The sequence below is a fragment of the Pectobacterium betavasculorum genome (assembly GCF_000749845.1).
Lineage (GTDB): Bacteria > Pseudomonadota > Gammaproteobacteria > Enterobacterales > Enterobacteriaceae > Pectobacterium > Pectobacterium betavasculorum.
The window spans coordinates 66,145-85,546 of the sequence record NZ_JQHM01000012.1 but is presented as its reverse complement, the minus strand read 5'-3'; the positions used below and the strand labels follow the sequence as shown (position 1 = coordinate 85,546).

The following is a 19,402-nucleotide window of genomic DNA, read 5'->3' as shown; positions in this document are numbered from 1 at the left end:
CTTTATTGTAGGTCTTCCAGTTGGTGATTTTGTACTTCTGCTTTGCCACGGCACTGCCTGTATTATCAGGATGATGCGTGATCTGATCCTGCCGTTTGGCAAAAGTTCGATTTATTCAACAAAGCCTATCTCAGCATCCAGTAGGGCTCTCCTTTGGGCGGAACTTTCAGATATAAGCCATGACCATCACCATATTTCCCGGTTTGTCCTGCTTTCAGGACTGCCTGAACGGTCTTAACGGTTAGTGAACCCATCTCATTTTTCCTGCAAAAGTGCGACAACCCTTATGGCGTAAGGAACGACATCTTTGGGTGGGGGGTATATGGTTATAGACTGGGAATTTTTTCTTGTAAAGGGAAGTTCCCCCCAATATACCCCCCACTTGGCAGTGGTTCTTGATGGTTTTTGAGTGAACTCGGTAGACGATGGTTTTAGTAAAATGCCCTTAAAAACAGGGCATTGTAGAATTTTATAGACTTGGGTGGGAATTATTCGATGTTTTGAATCTGTTCCCGCATTTGCTCGATCAGCACTTTTAATTCAATGGCTGAAGCGGTGACGTCGGCGTTGATGGATTTCGAGGCCAGCGTGTTCGATTCGCGGTTGAATTCCTGCATCATGAAGTCGAGGCGGCGGCCGACGGCTTCTTCTTTTTTCAGGATTTTGTAGGTTTCTTTGACGTGAGCGTCGAGGCGGTCGAGTTCTTCGGCGACGTCAACGCGCTGCGCCATCAGCACCAGTTCCTGTTCCAGACGGTTATTTTCCAGCTGTACCTGTGCATCTTCCAGCTTGTTTTGCAGGCGCTCGCGCTGCCACAGCAGGATGTTCGGCATCTGGGCGCGGACTTTGACAACTTCGGCACTGACACCCGCCAGACGCTGTTCGATCATCGCTTTCAGTGCATTGCCTTCGCTTTCACGGGCGGCGATGAAGTCATCCAACGCACCTTCCAGCGCTTTCAGCAGTTCGGCGCTGATGGCGTCCAGATCCTGCTCTTCTGCCGACATCACGCCAGGCCAGCGCAGAATATCAACCGGGTTGATTTCCCCTTCGTCGCTCTGCATTTTGACCCAGTTGGCGGCGTTAACCAGCTGTTTCGCCAGTTTTTCGTTCAGGATCAGCGCACTTTGCGCACTCGGGTCGAGCTCAAAACGCAGGTTGCATTCGATTTTTCCGCGGGTCAAACGGGCGCGGATGCGTTCGCGGGCGACGGGTTCGAGGCTGCGGAATTGTTCCGGTAAACGAAGATAGGTTTCCAGATAGCGCTGGTTAACGGAACGCAGTTCCCAGGCTGCGCTTCCCCAGTTGCCCTTGATCTCTCGGCGGGCGTAAGCGGTCATGCTGCGAATCATTGGTGCATACCTGTAAAGCAAATGATGGGAAGGATTATAGCGTTGAGTATTGCGCAGGGGATAGGAAAAACCGTCCGTGGCTTGGTGTCTGTCGCGAATCAGGCGGCGTAAAGCAGAGTCTCGTGCTGTCTGGCGATGTCGCGACAGCGGTTTTTCATCATCTGTTTCAGTTGCAGCGTCGCCTGTGATTGTGGGTTGTCGCGGCGGCTGATCAGCGTGACTTCAAAAGGCAGTGGCTGGTCGATAGGGACGATTTTGAGCTGGTCGGCATAGCGGCAGGCGGTGAAGAGATCGACGATACCCGCGCCGCCGCCCGCCAGAACCATGTCGGCAATCACCGAATAGGTTTTGATGTAGAGCGAGGCCGCTGGCTGTAGCGCCTTGTCGCGCAGCGCACGGTGGACCACCTGACCGAGCGGGTCCTGATGTTGCATCATCAGCAGGTTGTTGTTGCACAGCCATTCCAGCGATACCGGGCCGTTTACCGGACTATTCTTCGGTAGCAGAGCAACCATGGTGGACTGGAATAGCGGTTCTGCCAGCAGTTCGGACGGCACCTGTTGCCCAAAGATCAGCGCGAAATCAAGCTGGTTTTGCAGGATGTTCTGACACAGTGTGCTGAAGTGTTCGGTTACCAGTTCGACGTTAACGGAGGCAGCCTGCTTATGAAATTCCACCAGCGTTGGCGCGACGATCATCTGTCCGAACGCGTGTGCTGCGCCCAGCCGTACGGAGTGTGCTTTGCTGGTTTTGATTTGTTCGGTCAGTGAACTGATACTTTGCAGATGGCTGAAAAGCTCCTGCACTTTCGGGATCAGACGCAGCCCTTCTTCGGTCGCGATCATTCCCTGTGTGCGACGTTCAAACAGGGAGAAACCAAGCTGTTGTTCCGCATGGTTAAGTACCCGGCTGACGTTGGGTTGTGAGACGTTGAGCAAACGGGCTGCACCGCTGATGGTGCCTGCCTGAACAATGGCCTGGAAGATTTCAATATGGCGTAATCGCATGAGTGCAGGCTCCGGCTGACGTTTTCTGATGAACGTCGAATGAGTAATAACCAAAAAGTCTGCAATTATTACGCCAGGTTATAAGGCCACGATTATTGGCTTATACACTCTCGATGAGGACAATTTATGCACTATCACGAGGCACACAAATGGTGCGATAGCACCATTTGTGTGCGAATCTGTCTTTAATCCTGATGGTCACTACGAATTTAACGATAGATATCGGCGACGGGTTCTTCTCCCACGTAGCCATAGCCGCGGTACATCCCTTCACTGTTGAACGGCAGGGCGATGTTGCCGGCTTTATCGACGGCAATCATCCCGCCGCTGCCGTCCATCCGCAGTAATTTTTCCATCACTACCCGGTCGCTGGCCTGTTGTAGCGTCAGCCCAGCATATTCCATCAGCGCAGAGACATCATAAGCGGCGACGGTGCGCATAAAGACTTCACCGGTTCCAGTGCAGGAAACCGCGACCGTCTGGTTATTCGCATAGCAGCCTGCGCCGATGATTGGGCTATCGCCCACGCGTCCGGCCTGTTTGTTGGTCATGCCTCCCGTCGACGTTGCTGCGGCGAGATTCCCCGCGCTGTCGAGTGCGACTGCGCCTACGGTGCCGAACTTACGGTCGGGATCGATAGGATCGTTCTGTCCGTCATGATCGAGAATGACGCGACCTGAACCCGCCTGCGCGTTATGCAACTGCTGGCGGCGCTCGTCGGTGGAGAAAAACGAAGGCTCAACCCTTTCCAGCCCATGCAACTGGGCAAACGCTTCTGCGCCATCGGCGGTAAACATCACATGCTGGCTGGCTTCGAGTACGGTACGCGCTGCCAGAATCGGGTTACGGATGTGGCTTACGCAACTGACTGAACCGGCATCCAGCGAACGCCCGTCCATGATGCTGGCGTCCAGTTCGTGGGTTTCCGCGTGGGTGAACACTGAACCGTGCCCGGCGTTGAACAACGGGCACTCTTCCAGCAGGCGGACGGCTTCCGTCACGGCATCCAGCGCGCTGCCGTTTTCAGCCAGAATGCGTTGTCCGCTGGCAACAATCTCGGACAGTGCTGCCAGATAACGTTGTTCTTTTTCAGCACTCATAGCCGAGCGGGTCAGCGCACCTGCGCCACCGTGGATCACAATCACGGGTTTCGTCATGCGATAGGTTCTCTTTTCAATCGGTTTACGCCCCACAATAAGGGGCGGAGAGACCGGAATCAGTTTTGCGTTGTCGCCAGATAGGAAAAGGCACCTAGCAGACTGGTGATTTCCCGCATGCTTTGCGCCGTATAACCTATGGTTATGGCATCCAATCGTTCAACGTTCGGCAGCAGACAGAATAGATCGGCCAGTACCGGTTTTGCCACCATCAGTTCAAGGCGGTAGGGCGCTTGAATCCGCGAATTCAACGTACGGTGTGCTTTTTCCACTGCCGCTTTTGCTGCGTCACGAATCACCTGACGTGCCTGTTCGGTGCTGAGGGATTCTGCCGCGTGCTGTGAGATAGCGCGTTTAACGCAGGCATAGTCGGTCGCGGGGTAGTAGCGGGTGATCCAGCTCTGGAGCGTGTCGTCGCCGCTGACCAGCCAAAGCGGTGTCTTCTGTTCCACGCCGGCGGCGGCGTAGATGTCGCTCTCGCCCATGATTTCACCGTTGATACGCACGCGGTAGAAGGCGCGGCCGTTGATGGTGTGCGATAGCACGCCGAACTCGCCTGCGGCACTGTGGTAGCCGATGAACATCAGGCCGTCGAACTGCTGCTGCTCCAGCCCTTCGACCATCGAATAGCCGCGTGGCTTGCCTTGCACCAATCGGGCGCGTGCGTCGATATTCTCCGCACGTAGGTTAACCATGGCTGCATGGCTGTCGGCCACCACCACTTCGGTTGCGCCACCCGCGAACGCGCCGTCGATGGCGGCATTCACTTCCTGCTCCATCAGGCCGCGTGCCAATTGGTATTCGGCGGTGCCGGGGCTGCACTGCTCTGGGCGCATGACGCCTGCGATCCCTTCAATATCGGCGGAGATAAAAATTTTCATAATCAGTTTCCTACGGGAGAATGTCCTACGGAAGAGAGAGCCGCGGCTAGCTTATCCAACGCCTGTGGTAGCGTCGGGCGATGATGGCCGCGAAAACCGGTAACGGAGTCAGCCTGAAGCATGGCGTCGAGCACTGCATGTTCGGTCGCATCGGCGGCGGCGCTTAACAGCGGTTCAAGCTGCGCATCCTCCGGCGGTTGCGGTTGTGGATTGGTGGAGAACGCGACGGCGATGTCACCGGAACCATGTCCCCAGTAGCTGCCGAGTCGTCCCAATCCCGCACCCGCACGCTTGGCGATACGTTTGAGCTGGCGGGCATCGAGCGGTGCATCTGTCGCCATGATAATGATGATCGATCCGGCGTCCTGCTGTGGGGCGAGTTCTGGCAGGATAGGCGCGATGGCGTCTCCCATTTGTACGCCGTCCAGCGTCAGCGCGGAAAGCGTGCCGAAATTTGCCAGCACCAGCACGCCGAGCGTGGCGTTTAATTCGGGAATCAGGCGTGATGCCGTGCCGATGCCGCCTTTTAAACTAAAGCAGCTCATGCCACGTCCGGCACCGACGCTGCCGCGTGCGAAGCAGTCCGTTGCATCATCCAGCGCGTGCCGCGCCATATGTTCCGTCACCGCCAGCGCCTGAATGTCGTTCAGCCAGCCGTCGTTGCACTCTAACGCCAGCGGGTTAACCGTCGGCAGCGTGCGACCGAGTTCAGGATTACGGGAAATCGCGTCGCGCACCAGCGTGGTAAACAGCGTACCGGTTGCCAGCGTGTTGCTGAGCAGGATGGGTGTTTGCAGCAGCCCCAGCTCATCAATCTGTACCAGTCCGACGGGTTTGGCGAAGCCGTTCAGTACTGCCGCACCGCAGGGTAGGGGCAGGGTGAACAGGTTCTCGCCGGGCGGCACAATCGCCGTAACGCCGGTTTGCACTTCCCCCGCCGCCAGCGTGCAGTGGCCGACGCGTACGCCTGCCACATCGCTAATGCTGTTATGCGTTCCGCTGGCCGAGCGCGGCGAACCCAACTGCCGCGTCGTTTTCCAGCGTTGTAGCACCAGCGCCTGCTGCTGCTGGTGATAGTCTTTCATCTGCTGATCGCCGTGCATCGCTTTCCTCAGCTTTTTAGTTTGGGATCGAGCGTATCACGCAGCGCATCGCCGAGCAGGTTAAACGCCAGCACGGTGAAGAAAATTGCCAGACCGGGGAACACGCTAACGTGCCACGCACCCGCCATCATCAGGCTGCGGCTCATCGCCAGAATATTGCCCCACTCCGGCACGTCCGGCTCCGGGCCAAGGCCGATGAAGCTCAGGCCTGCCGCGGTCAGGATGCTGGTACCGATACGCATGGTGAAATAGACGATCACGTTAGGCAGCGTGCCGGGCAGAATGTGGCGCATCAGCACGATGCGATCCGGCGCACCGGCGCAGCGTACAGCTTCCACATAGGCTGCCTGTTTCAACGACAGCGTGGAGGCACGCACGATACGAGCGAAGACCGGCACGCTGAATACTGCCACTGCGATAATCACGTTATTCAGGCCTGGGCCGAGGATCGCGACGACTGCAATCGCCAGCAGCATGCCGGGGAAGGCGAACAGCACGTCGGAACCGCGCATGATCAGCGTATCCACCCAGCGGCCGTAGTAGCCTGCCAGCAGGCCAAGCACGATGCCGACCAGCATGCCCAGCGTGACGGAGAAAACGCCGATATATAACGAGATGCGTGCGCCGTAGATGATACGGCTCATCACATCGCGCCCGAGATCGTCGGTGCCCATCCAGTGCGCCGCTGAAGGCGGTGAAGCCAGCGCCATCCAGTCGGGCTCCATCGGGTTCCACGGTGCCAGCCAGGGGGCAAAAATCGCGACCAGCACCAATAGCAAGACGAAGCCGCTGGAAATCAGCGCCATCGGATTACGGATAAAGACCTGAACGAAATCGCGCCACGGCGACCGTATCGTTTCTTCATCAAGCGTGGCAACGGCCACGACGGGATCGGAAGGGAGGTTCATCGTGTCTCCTAACGTAGGCGAATCGCCGGATTGACCACCGCGTACAGCAGGTCCACCAACAGGTTAATGACAATAAATTCAAACACGAACAGCATCACCAGCGCCTGAATGACCGGCTGATCCTGCGTCTTGATCGATTCAATCAGTAGCCAACCGAGTCCCGGCCAGCTAAATACGCTCTCGACCACGATGGAGCCACCGAGCAGGAAGCCGAATTGCAGCCCGAGCATGGTGATAACCGGGATCAGCGCGTTACGCATCACATGCTTCCACGTGACCAGCCGATTACGCAGCCCCTTGGAGCGGGCGGTGCGCACGTAGTCTTCCTGTGCGACTTCCAGAAACGCGGAGCGGGTAAAGCGTGCCATGACGGCGGCTACCGATGCTCCAAGCGTCAGCGCAGGCAGAATAATGTCGCTGGGCTGATTAAAGCCGCTGACGGAAAAAACGCCGAACGGCATGGCGACAAACTGAATCAGCAACAGGCCGAGCCAGAACGGTGGCATGGAAATCCCGCCAACCGCGAAACTCATTAGCGTCCAGTCCTGCCATTTACCGCGCTTGAGCGCGGACACCACGCCGATCAGCAGGCCGAGTAGGACCGACCAGACAAAGCCCGCCAGCGCCAGCCACATGGTGGGCATGAAACTTTTGCTGATGACGTCGATGACTGGCTGCTGGGTGCGGTACGTCACCCCCAGATCGCCGCTGAACAGGCCGCCGAGCCAGTGGACATATTGCTGCGGCAACGGGTCATTCAATCCTAACTGTTGACGGGCGGCTTCCACCGCCTCAATGGTGGCGTCAGCACCGGCGTAAATACGTGCCGGGTCACCCGGCAGCAGTTTGATAAAACCGAACACTAACAGGGAGACCACCAGCAAAACCGGGATCATTTCCAGCAAACGTCGGACGATATAAGCAAACATGGCGTTCTCCCTGACCGATTACTTAAATTCAGCCTGATCGAAGATCAGTGAACCGTCTGCCAGCATGTACACACCGTCGAGGTTCTTGGTTTTGCCGACCACGTTGTCCGGCGAACCCAGGAAGACCACAGGCGCATCCTGCCAAATCTGGCGTTGTGCATCAGCGTAAGCGGCGGCACGTTTGTCTGCATCGGCAGTCGCCAACCCAGCAGTAATCGCTTTATCCGTTACCGGATTGCTGTAGTAGGAAACGTTGTAAGCAACCGGAACCCAGGATTCTGTAGCGAACAGTGGACGCAGCGCCCAGTCAGCATCGCCCGTAGATGGCGACCAGCCGTTATAGAACAGGTCAAATTCGGCTTCTTTTGGATCTTTTACGCCAAACAGTTTGGCGTTACGCATCCCGGAATCCATCGGGGTGACGGTAACCTTGATGCCGACCTGTTCTAACTGTTGTTTGAAGAACTGCGCGCTACGGATGTAGTCGGTACGGTTCGTCGTCCACAGTTTCAGGCTCAGGCCGTTGGCGTAACCCGCTTCTTTCAGCAGCGCCTTGGCTTTCTCTGGGTTATAGGTGTAATTCGGCGAGCTCTGACGGGCAAAGAACTGTACGTCCGGTGCCATCGCTGAGGAGGCAGGAACACCCATACCTGCAAAGCCGACCTTCAGCCAGATATCGCGGTTGATAGCGTAGTTAAGTGCCTGACGCACGCGGATATCGTTCAGCGGTGGGCGCAGGTTGTTCATCGCCAGCCAGAACTGATAAATACTTGGGTCGCGCTGAATCGCCAGTTTGCTGTCGTTTTGTACGGTGCCGATCAGATCGGAAGGCAGCGGATACACGGCATCGACCTGGCCGGATTTCAGTGACGCCACGCGAGTGGAATCTTCCGGCGTTGGGTAGAAGGTCACGCTGTCGACTTTCGGCCAACCTTTCTGCCAGTAGTTGTCGAATTTCACCAGCTTCACGTCTTTACCCTGCTGCCATTCGGTGAATTTAAACGGGCCAGTACCGACGGGATGCACGCGAAGCTGTGCTTCATCTGGGTATTTCTTCAGCGCTTCTGGGCTGTGCATCACCGCAGACGGGTGTGCCAGCGTGTTCACAAAGGCACCGAAGGATTTGTTCAGTTCGATTTTAACCTGCGTTGGCGACAGCACGGTGACGGTTTGCACCATGTTAAACAGGCTGTTGCGTTTTAAGCCTTTGCTCTGATCCGCCAGACGGTCGAGGTTGGCTTTAACGGCGTCGGCGTTGAAGGGGGCGCCGTCCTGGAAGGTGATGCCTTCACGCAGCGTAATGACAAACTCGGTGGCGGCGTCGTTACTGGTATAGCCCGTCGCCAGACGTGGCACCAGCTTCATTTTGTTATCAAACTGGAACAGACGCTCGAAGATACCACTCTGAATGGAGTAGCTCAGCGTGTCCGAGGTGTCGTGCGGGTCGAGCCCGGTGATATCGGCATAGATGGAAATACGAAGGTCTTGCGCCTGGGCAACAGCCGCCAGACACAGTGAGAGCCCGAGGGCAACGGCGGAGCGGCGAACGAATGGCTTCATGGTTATCTCTCCTGGTCAGCAATGAACGTGTGTTGTGTTTTATTAATGCGTTGTTTTTTATAAATAAATTGTGTTTTATGGCTATTTTTTGTGACTATTTTCTTGTCATGACATCGTGTTTCAGGCTGCCGATTCGTTGTCGGCGACCCAGTGCTGCGGCGCAACCTCTCGGTAGCGCGTTTTGGCGACGGTCTCGCCTGCTTTACGCAAGGGGGAGGGGATTTCGCTGTCGTCAAACTGGCGTGCGCCGCGACGGGTTGGATCGGCAATCGGAACCGAGGCCAACAGGCGGCGGGTGTACGGATGCTGTGGGTCGTTAAACACCGACTGACGCGGGCCGATCTCCACAATCTGGCCGAGGTACATCACCGCAACGCGGTTGGCGATACGTTCGACCACGGCCATATCGTGCGAGATGAAAATCCACGACACGCCGGTTTTTTTCTGGAGATCCATCATCAGGTTGACGACCTGCGCCTGAATCGACACATCGAGCGCCGAAACGGCTTCGTCAGCAATAATGACCTGCGGCTGCAACGCCATCGCTCGGGCAATCGCGATACGCTGACGTTGCCCGCCGGAAAACTCATGTGGATAACGACGTGCATGTTCAGGCAGCAGCCCAACGCTTTTGAGCAGCGCCTGTACCTGCGGCGTCGCTTCTTCCAGTGATTTCACCAGCCCGTGCAGCAGTAGCGGTTCGGCGATAGTGAAACCGACCGTTAGACGCGGATTGAGCGAGGCATAGGGGTCTTGAAACACCATCTGCATTTCTCGACGTAGCGGCTGGAAATCACGCTCTTTCATCTGAGAAATTTCGTTGCCCTGAAAATGAATGCTCTCGGCTTCGCCCTGTACCAGACGCAGCAGGGCGCGTCCGGTGGTGGACTTGCCGCAGCCGCTTTCGCCGACGATAGCCAGCGTTTCGCCCGGCCAGACATTGAAGTCGATCTGCTCTACCGCATGAACGTGGTGGGTGATGGTGGAGAAAATCCCGCTACGCATGGGGTAATACACGCTCAGCCCGCGAATATCCAACAGAGGCTCGGCGTCATAACGTGCGGTGACCTGCTCACTCCCTTCCGGGTCGGCAGCCTGTCCCAACAGCGGGAAGCGCTTCGGCCACAGGCTATCGCGCATGTCGCCCAGCTTGGGTACCGCAGCCAGCAGTGACTGGGTATAAGGATGTTGCGGTGCAGCGAAAATCTGTTCAACAGAGCCTTGCTCTACGATCTCGCCGCGATACATCACCACTACGCGGTCGGCGATTTCCGCCACCACGCCCATATCGTGGGTGATAAACAGTACCGCCATGTCGCTCTGCTGTTGCAGGTCACGCAGGATTTGCAGAATGCGAGCCTGCACGGTGACATCTAGCGCGGTGGTGGGCTCATCGGCGATCAATAGCTGCGGATCGCAGGCCAGCGCCTGAGCAATCATCACACGCTGACGCATCCCGCCGGACAGTGAGTGCGGGTAGCTTTTCATCACGCGATCGACGTCTGCGATGCGCACCTTGTGCAGTAGCTCACGGGCTTTTTTGTCCGCGCTGGCGGCATCGCAAATTTTGTGGTCAAGCAGCGCTTCGGTGAGCTGATCGCCGACTTTCAGCACCGGATTCAGCGACGTCATCGGTTCCTGGAAAATCATGGCGAGATCGCGACCACGCAGCTTACGGCGTGCTTCCGCTTTCATGCTCAGCAGCTCATGTTGCTTGCCGTCGCGTGCGGTGAAACGGAGTGCGCCGCGTTCGATGTTGGCAGAGTCCGCCAGCAGCCCCATCACGGCAAGTGACGTCACGGACTTGCCTGAACCACTTTCGCCGACCACGGCGACCACTTCCCCTTTATTAACGGTAAAGGAAATGCCTTTTAGCGCCTGATGCGTACCGGAACGACCGCTAAAGCTGACGCTCAGGTCGTCGATTTCCAGTACAGGTCGAGGGGCGTTACCGAGTGCTGTGGCGGCACCCGCGTGCATGATATCCGTCATGGTCACTCCGGTTGATGGTTTGATGGTTGCTTCGGTTGATAACGTCATAGCCAGATTCGGCCGAGGTTATAGGTCAGATAAGGCGAGCTATCGGCGGCTAGCCAGATTGGGCCGTCGAGATCGACATGCTCGGCGTCCGCTGCAACCGGCAGCGCGGCTTCCATTGCCATCGATGAGCCCAGCGTGCAGCCAACCATAATGCGCAGGCCGTGAAAGTGGGCCTCACGCACCATTGCCAGTGCTTCGGTCAACCCGCCGCACTTGTCCAGCTTGATGTTGATCATGTCGTAACGACGGCGCAGCCCGACGATATCACCGCTGTGGCGGCAGCTTTCATCCGCACAGATAGGAATAGGATGGGTGAAACGCTGTAAATCCTCGTCCTTACCGACAGGAAGCGGTTGCTCAATCATCGCGACCTGATAAGGCAGCAGCGCGGTGGACAGGCTATGCAAATCCAGCCCGCTCCAGCTTGCTCTTGCATCGATAATCAATCTGGCGTCGGGCGCGGCGGCGCGAATAGCGGCGACCTTTTCCAAAATCAGTTCGCGATCCAGTTTGATTTTCAGCAGCAGTGCGCCGTGGGAAACAGCATTGGACGCGGCGGTGGCCATTTTCTCCACGCTGTCGAGCGCCAACGTTTGCGCACAGACCACAGACGTGGGGGGATGGATGCCAACACGCTGCCACAGCGTTTGCTTTTCCAAGGCGGTGTTGAGCCGCCACAGGGCGCAGTCCAGCGCATTTCTGGCTGCACCCGGCGATAAATGCTGTTGGAGTTGTTCGATGGTGAGGCCGTGTTCTATTGCCTCACGGATCGCAGAGAGCTGGCGACATACGCTGTCGGCGGACTCGCCATAGTGGGCGGCTGGCGTACATTCGCCTTGTCCAATAAATCCTTTTTCTTCCAACGTGACGCGGATAACGGTAACCGCGCGACGCGTCCCGTTTTCAGCCGCCATAGGACGGGCTAGTGGCAGATTGACCGTTTCAATTTGCATATGCCGCATCATGATTTTTTCTCATCAACGCTCAGGGGATGAACGGACTATTTCATGATGCATCATCACTGACGAATACTTGTTCATCAGTAGGGTATAACCTCAGGTTATACCCTAAGTTCAAGGTATGGCTTTCTGATGCCGCTTTCCCGCAACGCGAGTGATTTCGTGTATAATGCGCGGCAGTTTTCATTGACCCACCGGAGATGAGCCATGCGCCCAACAGGCCGAAGTGCACAGCAAGTACGCCCCCTTACATTCACCCGTCATTACACGAAACACGCTGAAGGTTCCGTTTTAGTCGAATTTGGCGATACCAAAGTGTTATGCAATGCCACGGTAGAAGAGGGTGTTCCGCGCTTTCTGAAAGGCCAGGGACAAGGATGGGTTACCGCCGAATACGGCATGCTGCCGCGTGCAACGCACAGCCGTAACGCGCGTGAAGCCGCCAAAGGTAAGCAGGGCGGTCGGACGCTGGAGATTCAGCGCCTGATTGCGCGTTCCCTGCGTGCGGCAATCGACCTGAAAGTGCTCGGCGAATACACCATTACGCTCGACTGCGATGTCTTGCAGGCGGATGGCGGCACGCGTACGGCATCCATCACGGGTGCCTGCGTGGCGCTGGCCGATGCGCTGAACCAGATGGTTGCCAAGGGTAAGCTGAAAAAGAACCCGATGAAAGGCATGATTGCCGCCGTGTCCGTCGGCATCGTGAACGGCGAAGCGTTGTGCGATCTGGAATACGTGGAAGATTCCGCTGCTGAAACCGACATGAATGTGGTCATGACCGAAGATGGCCGCATGATTGAAGTGCAAGGGACGGCCGAAGGCGAACCGTTTAGCCACGAAGAATTACTCACCCTGCTGGCGCTCGCCCGAGGGGGAATTGATACCATCGTTCAGGCGCAGAAAGCTGCCTTAGCCGATTGATTCTGATAAGCGACCAAATGGTCGCTTTTTTATATCCGTCATACTTCAAGCTGCATGTGCGTTGGCTTTGTTACTCGGCCAGCTTATGGCCTCACTCCTTCGGGGTCAGCGCAAGCACTGTTCAAAAACGCCTTGCCGTTTTTGTCCTGCAACTCGAATTATTTAGGGTATATATAATGGTCAATAACGTGATTAATCCGTAAGACGAGGAGATGCACTAATGAAAGCCTACCAGCGCCAGTTTATTGAGTTTGCACTCAGCAAGCAGGTATTGAAGTTCGGCGAGTTTACCCTGAAATCCGGGCGTATCAGTCCCTATTTCTTTAACGCCGGGCTGTTTAATACCGGGCGCGACCTGGCCTTGCTGGGGCGCTTTTATGCGGCAGCGTTGGTTGATTCCGGTGTGGAATTCGATCTGCTGTTCGGACCGGCTTACAAAGGCATTCCGATTGCCACTACCGCGGCGGTAGCGCTGGCAGAACACCACCATCGCGACTTGCCTTACTGCTTTAACCGCAAAGAAGCCAAAGACCACGGCGAGGGCGGCAGTTTGGTCGGTAGCCCGTTGCAGGGCCGCGTGATGCTGGTGGATGATGTGATTACAGCAGGGACGGCGATTCGTGAGTCGATGGAGATCATCGGTGCGCACGGCGCGACGCTGGCGGGTGTGATGATTGCGCTTGATCGTCAGGAACGCGGCCGCGCCGAACTGTCCGCGATTCAGGAAGTGGAACGCGATTATCAGTGCAAGGTAATTTCGATTATTACGTTGACGGATTTGATTGACTATCTGACAGAAAAACCAGAGATGGCGGCGCATCTTGATGCGGTAAAAGCCTATCGTGAGCAGTACGGGATTTAATGTTGTGAGTCAGGAACCCGAGGTTGCTGACAAAGCCCGTAGAGCGGGAGTAACGGATAGATCGTAAAGACGCTGCGAGTACGTCCCTGTAAGCTCGGATTGCGCGGATATGAATCTCATCCCTGAGATTCAGCCTTTCAGGGCCGTCGCAAGCGACGTTCAAAAACGCTCCTGACGTTTTTGTCCTTGGCGCAAACGCTTTACTCTTCTATTCCGTTACTCCGTTTTTGTTTGGCAAATAGGTTTGTCAACGGTCGGACACGCCAGAAATATCTGGGCGGTGTTTAGTTCAACTGTGCGGCCAACAGCGGCCAGCGGGTGTCGAATTCTTGCGTCGGGCGATAGCGGAATTCAGAGCGAATAAAGCGCGACAGCATTCCTTCGCAAAACGCTAACAGCTGGCTGGCTAGCAGCGTTTCATCATGCTGGAAACCTTTTCCGTCGCGTAGCTTATGCTCGCGCAATACCTGACGCAGCTGCGATTCAATACGCTCAAACAGCTGGTTAATACGCCCCTGCAAGCGATCTTGTTCAAACATCAGCGCATGGCCTGTCATGATGCGAGTCAGCCCCGGATTCCGTTCCGCAAACCCTAAAATAAGCAGCAAAATCAGACGAAGACGATTAAACGTTTCCTTTTCGTCTTGCAGAATCAGGTTAATGCGGGTGGTCAGGCTGTCCTCAATAAATTCAATCAGGCTATCAAACATCCGCGTTTTACTGGGGAAATGCCGGTAGAGCGCTGCTTCGGACACGCCGACGTTCGCAGCCAGTTTTGCCGTGGTGATGCGTTGGCTGCCATCGCTGGATTCCAGCATCTGCGCCAGCGCCTGCAAAATTTCCTCGCGGCGATTCCTTTTCGTATTTTCTTTTTCTGCCATGTCTGAAAAGACCCTTGCTAAATATTTGACTGACAAGCACCCGGTAGCGCCACAGTCGCCATTTCCTTTTGGATAGAGCGCTGTGGCTTATATGAATTTTTTACACTATGGGGTGGCTAGAGCGCGTTAGCTACGGCCGGAGTGGCCGAAGCCGCCTTCTCCACGTTCGCTGCCGACGAAATCTTCGACCAGATTGAATTCAGCCTGAACGACAGGCACAAAAACCATCTGTGCGATGCGTTCGCCCGGTTCAACCGTAAACGTTTGTTGTCCACGGTTCCAAACGGAAACCATCAGTTGCCCCTGGTAATCCGAATCAATCAGCCCAACCAGATTCCCCAGCACGACGCCGTGCTTGTGGCCTAGCCCAGAGCGAGGAAGGATAACTGCCGCCAGTCCGGTATCAGCAATGTGAATTGCCAGCCCGGTTGGGATCAGGGTGGTTTCCCCTGCTTTGAGTTCAATTGCCTGATCCAGACAGGCACGCAGATCGAGCCCGGCGGAACCCGGTGTGGCATAGGTTGGTAACGGAAATTGCTGCCCAACGCGTGGGTCAACAATCTTAACGTCGATTTTTTTCATCATAACGGCTGATAATCTCGTCGATTAATTTTTGGCCAAGAAGACGCTTGTCGCACTGCGGCAACGGCGTGTCTCCATCTTGCCAGAAAAGATGTAACGCATTGGTTTCACTATTAAAACCATGCCCGGAAAGAGAGACGTTGTTCGCGCAAATCAGGTCCAGCTTTTTACGCGCCAGTTTTTGCCGGGCGTATTCTTCCACATTCTGGGTTTCGGCAGCAAACCCGACAACATAAGGACGATTTTTCGTCATTGCTGCGACACCGGCGATAATATCTGGATTTTTGACCAGAGTGAGAGTCATTTCATCACCCTGCTGATTCTGTTTTTTAATCTTTTCGTCAGCGATATGCTTGGCGCGATAGTCTGCCACTGCCGCACAGCCAATAACAATGTGCTGCTGCGCCGCGTGTTCCATCACCGCGTGTTCCATCTCCAGCGCGCTGCCGACATCAATGCGCGTGACACCCTGCGGTGTAGCAAGCGAAACCGGTCCGCTTACCAGTGTGACGTTAGCGCCACGAGCGGCAGCGGCCTGCGCGATAGCAAAGCCCATTTTTCCAGAGCTGTGGTTAGTGATGAAGCGAACCGGGTCCAGTGCTTCTCTCGTCGGCCCAGCGGTGACCAGAATGTTCAGATGTTGCAGATCGTTGATGGCAGAAAAATGACGCTGCGCTAGCCCAACAATCTCCATCGGGTCGATCATGCGGCCCGGCCCGACATCGCCACACGCCTGACTGCCGCTATCCGGCCCCCAAATAGGTAAACCTCGTGCGGCCAGCGTGCGCAGGTTGTCCTGCGTAGGCTCTGCGCGATACATCTGCTGATTCATCGCAGGGACAACGGCGATAGGGGCAGATGTTGCCAGGCAAATAGTGGTCAGCAGGTCGTTCGCCATGCCGGCGGCGACTCGGGCGATTAGGTCGGCGGTAGCTGGGGCAAGAATGACTAAATCAGCCCATTTCCCCAGCTCGATGTGACCCATTGAGGCTTCTGCTGCGGGGTCAAGCAGGTCGTCTGACACTGGGTAGCCAGAGACAGCTTGTAGTGTCAGTGGGGTGATGAAAGCTTTAGCGGCAGATGTCATGACAACCCGTACGTCGGCTCCGCCATCGCGCAGGCGCCGCACCAGTTCCGGGCACTTGTACGCTGCGATTCCGCCGCTGATACCCAGCACGATCCGTTTGCCGGAGAGTGCATTCAGGCTGGAAAATTCCGTCATCATCATGGTCCGATTGAAAGTCAGAAGAGGTGCCATTTTACCATAATCTTGAGGCCAGATAGGAATCTTAAGGTTGTTACTGTGGTTGCCCTAAGAAGATTGCGAGGCGCTTCGCAGCCTTTTATCGCCGATATCGTTCTGTTTTTGCAGGCGTGACATGATGCTGCCGAGCGGTACAGGGAGAGGCTGATGGGTTGGGAAAAGGGATTGGCACCGCGTGAAAAACTGGTGCGTTTAGGTGCGGAATCACTGACGGATGCTGAGTTGCTGGCGATTTTTTTACGCACAGGGTTACCCGGTGTGCATGTGATGCAGTTGGCAGAGAATTTGTTGGCACAGTTTGGGTCGTTATATCAACTGATGACGGCCGAGCAGTCCGCGTTCCATAACGCCAGAGGGGTAGGAATATCAAAATATACGCAAATCAAGGCGATCGCAGAGCTGTCGCGGCGGCTGTTTTTCTCTCGCCTGGCGAAAGAGGATGCGATGCTGAACCCGGAAGCGACTGGTCAATATTTGCAACTGCTATTGTCTCGACGTGAACGCGAGGTTTTTTTAGTTTTGTTTTTGGACAATCAGCATCACGTTATTCGCCATCAGGAGATGTTTATTGGTACGATTAGCAGTGTGGAAGTACACCCGCGTGAAATTGTGCGTGAAGCGCTAAAGGCGAATGCCGCTGCGCTGATTTTGGCGCATAATCATCCGTCGGGAAAAGCGGAGCCGAGTCAGGCTGACCGTGCGATAACCGAACAGATTGTCAAAGCGTGCTTGTTAATGGAGATCCGCGTGCTCGATCATTTAGTCATTGGGCATGGTGAATACGTTTCTTTTGCCGAGCGCGGCTGGATTTGACAGATATTTCCGCGATCCAATGGGATCTTTAGCTGTTCGGGACTTGAGCACTTACGCTTCAGAGCGTATACTACGCCACCTTTGAGAATCTTGGGTGTGGCGTTAAGAGCCTATCTCAGCAGGTTTATCCTGATGACAGAGTCTTTTCAGTGAAGTTGCTGAGATGGGCTCTAAAGCCTGACGAGGCGGCCAAACCCTATACGAAGCTCGAGCTGATTTGATTTTTGGAGAATAGACATGTCCCGAGTCTGCCAAGTTACTGGCAAGCGTCCGGTGGCCGGGAACAACCGTTCCCACGCACTGAATGCGACCAAACGCCGTTTTCTGCCGAACCTGCATTCACACCGTTTTTGGGTTGAAGGCGAGAAGCGCTTTGTAACACTGCGTGTATCTGCTAAAGGTATGCGTGTTATTGACAAGAAGGGTATTGAGACGGTTTTGGCCGATCTGCGTGCCCGTGGTGAAAAGTATTAAGGAACTGAATCATGGCTAAGGGTGTTCGCGAGAAGATCAAGCTTGTTTCTTCTGCTGGTACTGGTCACTTCTATACCACTACGAAGAACAAACGTACTAAGCCGGAAAAATTGGAACTGAAGAAATTCGATCCCGTTGTCCGTCAGCACGTTCTGTACAAAGAAGCTAAAATTAAGTAATTTTTGCTCCTTTATAAAAAACCCGGCTAAGGCTGGGTTTTTTTTTGAATTCATTTTCTCATTCTTCCTCTTGTATCCTTTTTTACTCTATGCCAATTTTCTGTGCTCTGCCTATATAACCCTGCGGTAATGAAAATATGGATTCGGCATTACACCAGCTTTTACTGTCTACTCCGCACGCACAACTCTTGTTAATGGTTGAAGCGATTTATGGTTTGGACCCAAAGGTCGATCAGCGTATCGAAACGCTGCTGAATCGCCAGGATACGGTAGCGCAGGAGAAATCACTAAAACAACGTATTACCTCCATTGCCCGTGGTAAACGATTTATCGATTACCATCAGAGTCATGACTTTGCTATGGAGCTTGAGGTATTGGTTGGTGATATTGCGTTTCTGGTCGATGATGCACCGCAAAAAGCGTTTGCGCTTATCGATTCACTGATGTCTACGCACTCTCGTGTCTATGAACGAGCGGATGATTCAGATGGGGCGATAGGTGAGAGCTATGCAGCCGCGCTTTCCGTGTGGGTTAATGCGGCAAGCCAGTGGCGTGCGCAAAGCGGAAAGACGCGGAATTGGACGGATGAGATTAAAAAGCGGCATAACGAGAACGATTATGCCGTGTGGGATGGTTTGATTGCACAAAGTGGAATGTTACTCACCGAATCTGAACTGAGCCAATTGGCGCAGGATTTTGAAAGTGAGTATACCGCCGCTCTGGTGGCTGCACCTCAAAATGAATATAACTTCCGTGCTGCGCATGCCACACTCGGTATTTCAGGTGTCGCCCGAGCCTTGAAAGACGTTACGTTATTTGAACGCTCCATACTTTTGCCGTCCCCACAACCCAACGAATTACAAAAACTCCACATTGTGGAGTTCTGTCTGTCGATCGATGAAGCGCAGTCGGCGTTGAAGTGGTTATCGGAGTCTTTTCAAGGTCACGCGGAGGATAAACGCCTTGCCTTGTTGGATAAAGCCTATGTCCAACTTGGCGATCAAAACGCGCTCCTGGCGTTACGGCGTGAAGCTTATCAGCAACGTCCTGATTATACTCGTCTACAAGCACTGCTTGCCGTCTTACAAGATGAAACGGAACGAGAAACGTTACAGAATCAGGCGGCTACCCATGCGTTGGCGATGGGAGATGTTCAGTCCAAAATTGATACGCTATTGGAACTGAATGATTATGCTCAAGCGGCAGCACAACTGCTTGCTCATCGGGAATCACTCAATGTCTTCTTCGGCGTATTGTTGAGTTGGGCAGATCAATTTCATGATGCGGAATGCCCTTTGGCTGAAGTAATTTGCTATCGTCTGTTACTCGACGATATTTTATCTTCTGGCCGGAGCAAGGCATACGATCATGCAGCAAATTATTATCGTAAGTTGGAAAAGTTGGCTTCTCGGATAACAAGCCATGCGCCGCTATTGGAGTGGGTTGATTATCAAGAACAGCTTAAGCAACAACATAGTCGAAAATATTCATTCTGGCAGCGTTTGCAATAATTGAGCGTCGTTTCTC

The 19,402-nt window shown here is 54.8% G+C and carries 20 protein-coding genes; 6 read left to right on the top strand and 14 right to left on the bottom strand.

Annotated features, from left to right (window positions below):
* From KP22_RS22820 to ycjG, 11 genes are all read right to left on the bottom strand, one after another.
* Nucleotides 1-115 (bottom strand): hypothetical protein (locus KP22_RS22820; protein WP_244880036.1); only part of this gene is annotated, 115 nt, incomplete at its 3' end.
* Between the two features lie 373 nt (nt 116-488).
* Entirely contained in the window at nt 489-1,352 is an 864-nt protein-coding gene (locus tag KP22_RS17425; RefSeq protein ID WP_039325425.1) for a YicC/YloC family endoribonuclease, read from the bottom strand.
* Between the two features lie 98 nt (nt 1,353-1,450).
* Nucleotides 1,451-2,359: a LysR family transcriptional regulator gene (locus KP22_RS17420; protein ID WP_039325424.1), complete on the bottom strand. Its 909-nt coding sequence runs from the start codon at nt 2,357-2,359 to the stop codon at nt 1,451-1,453.
* 209 nt (nt 2,360-2,568) lie between these two features.
* Entirely contained in the window at nt 2,569-3,516 is a 948-nt protein-coding gene (locus tag KP22_RS17415; protein ID WP_039325423.1) for an isoaspartyl peptidase/L-asparaginase family protein, read from the bottom strand.
* Between the two features lie 59 nt (nt 3,517-3,575).
* Nucleotides 3,576-4,397 carry a M55 family metallopeptidase gene (locus KP22_RS17410; protein WP_039325421.1) on the bottom strand — a complete coding sequence of 274 codons (822 nt, stop codon included), beginning with the start codon at nt 4,395-4,397 and terminating at the stop codon, nt 3,576-3,578.
* A gap of 2 nt (nt 4,398-4,399) precedes the next feature.
* Nucleotides 4,400-5,500: a DmpA family aminopeptidase gene (locus KP22_RS17405; RefSeq protein ID WP_425311590.1), complete on the bottom strand. Its 1,101-nt coding sequence runs from the start codon at nt 5,498-5,500 to the stop codon at nt 4,400-4,402.
* A gap of 8 nt (nt 5,501-5,508) precedes the next feature.
* Nucleotides 5,509-6,408, bottom strand: coding sequence for an ABC transporter permease subunit (locus tag KP22_RS17400; RefSeq protein WP_039325420.1), 900 nt, complete (start codon nt 6,406-6,408; stop codon nt 5,509-5,511).
* Nucleotides 6,409-6,416: 8 nt separating this feature from the next.
* The gene (locus tag KP22_RS17395) at nt 6,417-7,337 is read right to left on the bottom strand and encodes an ABC transporter permease (RefSeq protein WP_014913740.1); all 921 of its coding nucleotides are present in this window, start codon (nt 7,335-7,337) and stop codon (nt 6,417-6,419) included.
* Between the two features lie 18 nt (nt 7,338-7,355).
* Entirely contained in the window at nt 7,356-8,897 is a 1,542-nt protein-coding gene (locus KP22_RS17390; RefSeq protein WP_039325418.1) for a glutathione ABC transporter substrate-binding protein, read from the bottom strand.
* 120 nt (nt 8,898-9,017) lie between these two features.
* Nucleotides 9,018-10,889: an ABC transporter ATP-binding protein gene (locus KP22_RS17385; RefSeq protein ID WP_039325416.1), complete on the bottom strand. Its 1,872-nt coding sequence runs from the start codon at nt 10,887-10,889 to the stop codon at nt 9,018-9,020.
* 44 nt (nt 10,890-10,933) lie between these two features.
* Nucleotides 10,934-11,899 (bottom strand): L-Ala-D/L-Glu epimerase, encoded by a 966-nt coding sequence (ycjG, locus tag KP22_RS17380; protein WP_209428713.1) that lies wholly within the window; start codon nt 11,897-11,899, stop codon nt 10,934-10,936.
* A gap of 204 nt (nt 11,900-12,103) precedes the next feature.
* Between ycjG and rph the strand changes: the two genes are divergently transcribed.
* The gene (gene rph, locus KP22_RS17375; protein ID WP_039307363.1) at nt 12,104-12,820 is read left to right on the top strand and encodes a ribonuclease PH; all 717 of its coding nucleotides are present in this window, start codon (nt 12,104-12,106) and stop codon (nt 12,818-12,820) included.
* Between the two features lie 220 nt (nt 12,821-13,040).
* Nucleotides 13,041-13,682, top strand: a complete 642-nt coding sequence (gene pyrE, locus KP22_RS17370; protein WP_039307360.1) for an orotate phosphoribosyltransferase — start codon at nt 13,041-13,043, stop codon at nt 13,680-13,682.
* Nucleotides 13,683-13,966: 284 nt separating this feature from the next.
* Here pyrE and slmA read toward each other — a convergent pair whose 3' ends face one another.
* The 3 genes from slmA to coaBC form a co-directional block, all read right to left on the bottom strand.
* On the bottom strand, nt 13,967-14,563 hold the full coding sequence (slmA, locus tag KP22_RS17365) for a nucleoid occlusion factor SlmA (RefSeq protein WP_005967978.1): 597 nt from the start codon (nt 14,561-14,563) through the stop codon (nt 13,967-13,969).
* A 126-nt stretch (nt 14,564-14,689) separates the two neighbouring features.
* Nucleotides 14,690-15,148: a dUTP diphosphatase gene (gene dut / locus KP22_RS17360; RefSeq protein ID WP_010285710.1), complete on the bottom strand. Its 459-nt coding sequence runs from the start codon at nt 15,146-15,148 to the stop codon at nt 14,690-14,692.
* A complete protein-coding gene (coaBC, locus tag KP22_RS17355) occupies nt 15,126-16,403 on the bottom strand; it encodes a bifunctional phosphopantothenoylcysteine decarboxylase/phosphopantothenate--cysteine ligase CoaBC (protein ID WP_414625933.1) in 1,278 nt (425 codons plus the stop codon). Before coaBC ends, dut begins: the two co-directional genes overlap by 23 nt.
* A 153-nt stretch (nt 16,404-16,556) precedes the next feature.
* Between coaBC and radC the strand changes: the two genes are divergently transcribed.
* The 4 genes from radC to KP22_RS17335 all read left to right on the top strand — a co-directional run bounded on the left by radC (nt 16,557) and on the right by KP22_RS17335 (nt 19,386).
* The gene (gene radC, locus KP22_RS17350; RefSeq protein WP_039307357.1) at nt 16,557-17,222 is read left to right on the top strand and encodes a RadC family protein; all 666 of its coding nucleotides are present in this window, start codon (nt 16,557-16,559) and stop codon (nt 17,220-17,222) included.
* A gap of 237 nt (nt 17,223-17,459) precedes the next feature.
* Nucleotides 17,460-17,696, top strand: a complete 237-nt coding sequence (gene rpmB, locus KP22_RS17345) for a 50S ribosomal protein L28 (RefSeq protein ID WP_005967968.1) — start codon at nt 17,460-17,462, stop codon at nt 17,694-17,696.
* A gap of 11 nt (nt 17,697-17,707) precedes the next feature.
* Nucleotides 17,708-17,875 carry a 50S ribosomal protein L33 gene (gene rpmG, locus KP22_RS17340; protein ID WP_002208990.1) on the top strand — a complete coding sequence of 56 codons (168 nt, stop codon included), beginning with the start codon at nt 17,708-17,710 and terminating at the stop codon, nt 17,873-17,875.
* A 137-nt stretch (nt 17,876-18,012) separates the two neighbouring features.
* Nucleotides 18,013-19,386, top strand: coding sequence for a DUF6880 family protein (locus tag KP22_RS17335; RefSeq protein WP_052012556.1), 1,374 nt, complete (start codon nt 18,013-18,015; stop codon nt 19,384-19,386).
* Nucleotides 19,387-19,402: the final 16 nt, after the last annotated feature.

What these genes read in the sequence shown, in the direction of transcription:
- KP22_RS17425 (WP_039325425.1), bottom strand. Translation starts at nt 1,352, where the DNA reads ATGATTCGCAGCATGACCGCTTACGCCCGCCGAGAGATCAAGGGCAAC.
- KP22_RS17420 (WP_039325424.1), bottom strand. Translation starts at nt 2,359, where the DNA reads ATGCGATTACGCCATATTGAAATCTTCCAGGCCATTGTTCAGGCAGGC.
- KP22_RS17415 (WP_039325423.1), bottom strand. Translation starts at nt 3,516, where the DNA reads ATGACGAAACCCGTGATTGTGATCCACGGTGGCGCAGGTGCGCTGACC.
- KP22_RS17410 (WP_039325421.1), bottom strand. Translation starts at nt 4,397, where the DNA reads ATGAAAATTTTTATCTCCGCCGATATTGAAGGGATCGCAGGCGTCATG.
- KP22_RS17405 (WP_425311590.1), bottom strand. Translation starts at nt 5,500, where the DNA reads ATGCACGGCGATCAGCAGATGAAAGACTATCACCAGCAGCAGCAGGCG.
- KP22_RS17400 (WP_039325420.1), bottom strand. Translation starts at nt 6,408, where the DNA reads ATGAACCTCCCTTCCGATCCCGTCGTGGCCGTTGCCACGCTTGATGAA.
- KP22_RS17395 (WP_014913740.1), bottom strand. Translation starts at nt 7,337, where the DNA reads ATGTTTGCTTATATCGTCCGACGTTTGCTGGAAATGATCCCGGTTTTG.
- KP22_RS17390 (WP_039325418.1), bottom strand. Translation starts at nt 8,897, where the DNA reads ATGAAGCCATTCGTTCGCCGCTCCGCCGTTGCCCTCGGGCTCTCACTG.
- KP22_RS17385 (WP_039325416.1), bottom strand. Translation starts at nt 10,889, where the DNA reads ATGACGGATATCATGCACGCGGGTGCCGCCACAGCACTCGGTAACGCC.
- ycjG (WP_209428713.1), bottom strand. Translation starts at nt 11,899, where the DNA reads ATGCGGCATATGCAAATTGAAACGGTCAATCTGCCACTAGCCCGTCCT.
- rph (WP_039307363.1), top strand. Translation starts at nt 12,104, where the DNA reads ATGCGCCCAACAGGCCGAAGTGCACAGCAAGTACGCCCCCTTACATTC.
- pyrE (WP_039307360.1), top strand. Translation starts at nt 13,041, where the DNA reads ATGAAAGCCTACCAGCGCCAGTTTATTGAGTTTGCACTCAGCAAGCAG.
- slmA (WP_005967978.1), bottom strand. Translation starts at nt 14,563, where the DNA reads ATGGCAGAAAAAGAAAATACGAAAAGGAATCGCCGCGAGGAAATTTTG.
- dut (WP_010285710.1), bottom strand. Translation starts at nt 15,148, where the DNA reads ATGATGAAAAAAATCGACGTTAAGATTGTTGACCCACGCGTTGGGCAG.
- coaBC (WP_414625933.1), bottom strand. Translation starts at nt 16,403, where the DNA reads ATGGCACCTCTTCTGACTTTCAATCGGACCATGATGATGACGGAATTT.
- radC (WP_039307357.1), top strand. Translation starts at nt 16,557, where the DNA reads ATGGGTTGGGAAAAGGGATTGGCACCGCGTGAAAAACTGGTGCGTTTA.
- rpmB (WP_005967968.1), top strand. Translation starts at nt 17,460, where the DNA reads ATGTCCCGAGTCTGCCAAGTTACTGGCAAGCGTCCGGTGGCCGGGAAC.
- rpmG (WP_002208990.1), top strand. Translation starts at nt 17,708, where the DNA reads ATGGCTAAGGGTGTTCGCGAGAAGATCAAGCTTGTTTCTTCTGCTGGT.
- KP22_RS17335 (WP_052012556.1), top strand. Translation starts at nt 18,013, where the DNA reads ATGGATTCGGCATTACACCAGCTTTTACTGTCTACTCCGCACGCACAA.